This is a genomic window from Clostridium sp. C8 (assembly GCF_001010885.1).
Lineage (GTDB): Bacteria > Bacillota > Clostridia > Clostridiales > Clostridiaceae > Clostridium > Clostridium sartagoforme.
This window is the reverse complement of the sequence record NZ_LBMX01000100.1, coordinates 1-3,523: the sequence shown is the minus strand read 5'-3', so window position 1 is coordinate 3,523 and position 3,523 is coordinate 1. Positions and strand designations below refer to the sequence as shown.

Genomic DNA, 3,523 nt, shown 5'->3' with positions numbered 1-3,523 from the left:
CTTGACAGGGTCAAGTTTAGTAGGAGTTTTTTTCATTAAATTATTTTTAATTTGGTTGTCTTTTAGACAGCCTTTTTTACTCTATAGGAAATTATATTCTAAAAACCTGTGGATAAATTGTTTATAGAATATAAGTTGTTAAAGTTATTCCTATAGAGCAAAAAATAGAATAAAGTGCGCGTGCAAGATTTTCCTCAGGCAAGCTTCGGAAATGCACATGCGCAAAAAAAGTCGACAGCTCGGCAAGCTCGCCTTGACGACTTTTTTATATTAAACTTATATTTCTAATTTTTTATACATATAAGAATGTTTGTTCTTATATGTGTCAATAATTATAATAGCTAAAGTATTTTAAATAGCCATAGAAGATGATAAAATAGAGGTGTAAGATGAATGATAGTACCAAAAATAATATTCACGATAAAAGCTATAAAGATCTATTTTCTAACAAAGAAACCTTTTTAAACTTAATACAAAATTTTGTTAATAATACTTGGGGTAGTCAATTAACTAAGGATAACCTAACATTAATAAATAAATCTTATATATTATCTGATTATGAAGAACAAGAATCGGATATAGTATATAAAGCAAATTTTAATGGAAACGATGTGTTTTTCTATGTTTTATTAGAATTTCAAAGTTCAGTAGATTTTAGGATGCCAATAAGGCTTTTACTTTATATGATAGAAATTTGGAGGGAAATATTAAAAAATACTAAACTTAATGAATTTAGAAGAAAGAGCTTTAGATTACCCGCTATAGTTCCAATTGTTTTGTATAATGGTAAAAAGAAATGGACTTCTTCCAAGGAGTTAAAAGATGTAATAAGTAATAGTAAAATTTTTGGAGAAAATATACTGAATTTTAAATATGAGTTTATTGATATTAATAGTTATGATAAAGAAGAGCTTTATAATAAACAAGATATTTCCTCAGCTATATTTTTACTAGATCAAAATATAGATAGAATTGAATTTTATGATAGACTTAAAGATATTATAATTCAATTTAATAAGTTATCAGGCGAAGAAAAAATGCAACTTAAACACTGGTTAGTTAATATAAATACAGAAGAATATAATTTTAAAGATAACATTGAAAAAATATTTAGTTCTAATAAAGAGGAGGTTTTGAATGTGACTTCAAATATTTCAAGAGGATTGGAAAAATTAAAAGAAGATGGAATAGAAGAAGGTAAGGCAAAAGGTAAAATAGAAGGTAAAATAGAAGGTAAGACCGAGATTTTAATTAAGCAACTTTCAAGAAAATTCAAATCATTACCTGAAGAATATATAGAAAAAATTAAAACTTTACCTGAAAGCATAGTAGAAAATATTGCAACTGATATATTTGATCTTGAATCTCTTGAGGACTTAAAAAAGTATTTTTAGAATAGCTTTTAATAAAAATACCTATAGTTAATTCATAAATTTTTGCATAAAGTTAACTGGTTATTTGGAATTGGATATATGTAAGTTTGCGTTGACTTGGAGTGAAGTTAGGTCATAAGCAAATTTACATATGTCCACTTTTTTATTCTTTAGGAAATTATAATCAAATTTGTGGATAACTTTTATAAGTATTTATAACAGTTTTTCTAAATTACTAACCAATTCGCCAATTGCTTCTACATATTGATTTACTATTCTATTAGCTAGTTCATTATACATATCTTCAGTATATATATGTGTTATAGAGCTTCTATCCTCTAGTAGGTTTATCAAAACTTTATCATCTGAAATTAAGTTATTTACGTAAGCTTTTTTAAAAATTGTACGTGGAAATGAGTTTTCTAGGGTAACTCCTAAGTATTTCATAAATTCTTTTAAAGTTTTATGAGTAAGTTCATAAGTAAATTCAAATCTTTGTATTAAACTATCTCTAATAATATCATCATGTCCATCGTATAAATCACTTACTTCCTTTAATCTACTATAAGCTTTTTTTAAGTTCATATATTTAAAATCAATGCTTCTCATAAATTGTAATTCCCTCCTGCTCAACTTGTTTTATAAATAACTCATCTTTTATTTCATTCATGTTTGAAAAATCAAATTCTAATAGGGTAGTAGTATTATTTTCTATATCATAAATAAAATCAAGTAAGTTGCTAGAATTATCATCCAAATATATTGCCAAATCTATATCACTTTTACTTAAGTTATCTTTTCTTGCCCTAGAGCCAAATAAAACTAATCTTTTTATATTAGGATGCTTTTCAGATATTTCTATAATTTCCTTTAAAATATTCTTATCTAAATTAAAATCTATATTTTCAATCAAATAATCACCTCTTATAAATATATTATATACATAAATAGGATTTTATTAAACAAATGCTTTTATTAAATTAGAATTAAATAATAGGATAAATTTATTAAGTTATAAAAAATTAAAAATTAAAAATATGACAGGGATCTATAGTATAAATTTACATTATATGGTATTATATAGGCAGTTTAACAAATAATTATTTTAAAAGGTATGTATAATATAAGATTAAAGGGGGAAAGGAATGAAAAAAATTATAATTAAATTAGCTACTATTTTATCCTTATTTTTCTTAGTTATTACAACTAATGTAAATGCAGTGGAAATTGAACCTAAAGCTGTAACGTGTTGTAATAATATGAATATTACTATTACTACAGAAAAGATAGCAGGACCTGTATATGGTTGTGTAGAACATTCAAGATGCACATATTTCTTTGTAGATGTTTATAATGTTAAGAAGTGCTTAAATTGTAATGCTATTTATTATAGAAATTATAGCTATACGTATGAAAGCCACACATATTGAGGTGAAGTTTATTAATGAAAAGAGGTATGTTAATCCTAGTTTTTTCTATTGCACTTTTTATAATTGGATGTTCATCAAAGGATATTACTGCAGAGAAAGTTTTTAACGAATTTTCTGTAGATAAAGCTATAGCAGAACAACAATATTCTAAATTATCAAATTCAGATAAGGAAGATGTAGATAAGTGCATATTAGAAGACATGAACACTATTTATAAATCCTTTGAGAATAAAGATTTATCATTAAGTGAGGCTTTTACAAACTTAAATTATTATAAGGGAATTGAAGCTATTTCTAATGAATTAGAAAACTTAAAAGATAAAATGACTATTATATCTGAATCAGAAAATAATTATAAGAAGGCAGAGGAAGAATTAACTAAAGATATTACTTATATAACATTAGAAAATGCTATAGATTTTTATAAAAAGGTAGATCCTGCATCAGAATATCATCTTGATTCTAGGAATAAAATAGAAAGCCTAAATAATGATCTATTAAACTTATCAAAGGATAATAAAATACCTAATATAGTAGATAAAGATTTATTAGAATTTTTTCAATCTACAAATCCTATTAATATAATTAGAGAATATGATATAGGCATGGTGAAAGAAAAATATATTTATGATGATGGTAGATATTTAGTTTTTAAAAATGAAATTTTAATTGATGAAGGAAATTAGCTGGAAAATGATAAATTAAGCATAAAAGTAACCA

At 24.3% G+C, this 3,523-nt stretch carries 5 protein-coding genes; 3 read left to right on the top strand and 2 right to left on the bottom strand.

What is annotated here, in order from left to right; genetic code table 11:
* Positions 1-389: 389 nt before the first annotated feature.
* A complete protein-coding gene (locus AAT22_RS16045) occupies positions 390-1,394 on the top strand; it encodes an Rpn family recombination-promoting nuclease/putative transposase (RefSeq protein WP_016205628.1) in 1,005 nt (334 codons plus the stop codon).
* Between the two features lie 192 nt (positions 1,395-1,586).
* Here the strand turns inward: AAT22_RS16045 and AAT22_RS16040 are convergent, their stop codons facing one another.
* Positions 1,587-1,982, bottom strand: coding sequence for an HI0074 family nucleotidyltransferase substrate-binding subunit (locus tag AAT22_RS16040; protein ID WP_016205627.1), 396 nt, complete (start codon positions 1,980-1,982; stop codon positions 1,587-1,589).
* Positions 1,969-2,286 (bottom strand): nucleotidyltransferase domain-containing protein, encoded by a 318-nt coding sequence (locus AAT22_RS16035; protein ID WP_016205626.1) that lies wholly within the window; start codon positions 2,284-2,286, stop codon positions 1,969-1,971. Before AAT22_RS16035 ends, AAT22_RS16040 begins: the two co-directional genes overlap by 14 nt.
* 232 nt (positions 2,287-2,518) lie before the next feature.
* Here AAT22_RS16035 and AAT22_RS16030 point away from each other — a divergent pair, with 232 nt between their 5' ends.
* Both AAT22_RS16030 and AAT22_RS16025 read left to right on the top strand, forming a co-directional pair.
* The gene (locus AAT22_RS16030; protein ID WP_016205625.1) at positions 2,519-2,803 is read left to right on the top strand and encodes a hypothetical protein; all 285 of its coding nucleotides are present in this window, start codon (positions 2,519-2,521) and stop codon (positions 2,801-2,803) included.
* Between the two features lie 14 nt (positions 2,804-2,817).
* Positions 2,818-3,489: a hypothetical protein gene (locus AAT22_RS16025; protein WP_016205624.1), complete on the top strand. Its 672-nt coding sequence runs from the start codon at positions 2,818-2,820 to the stop codon at positions 3,487-3,489.
* The last annotated feature ends 34 nt before the right edge of the window (positions 3,490-3,523 follow it).

Bases quoted from the DNA above. Each gene is read 5' to 3' on its own strand.
- AAT22_RS16045 (WP_016205628.1), top strand. From the start codon at position 390: ATGAATGATAGTACCAAAAATAATATTCACGATAAAAGCTATAAAGAT.
- AAT22_RS16040 (WP_016205627.1), bottom strand. From the start codon at position 1,982: ATGAGAAGCATTGATTTTAAATATATGAACTTAAAAAAAGCTTATAGT.
- AAT22_RS16030 (WP_016205625.1), top strand. From the start codon at position 2,519: ATGAAAAAAATTATAATTAAATTAGCTACTATTTTATCCTTATTTTTC.
- AAT22_RS16025 (WP_016205624.1), top strand. From the start codon at position 2,818: ATGAAAAGAGGTATGTTAATCCTAGTTTTTTCTATTGCACTTTTTATA.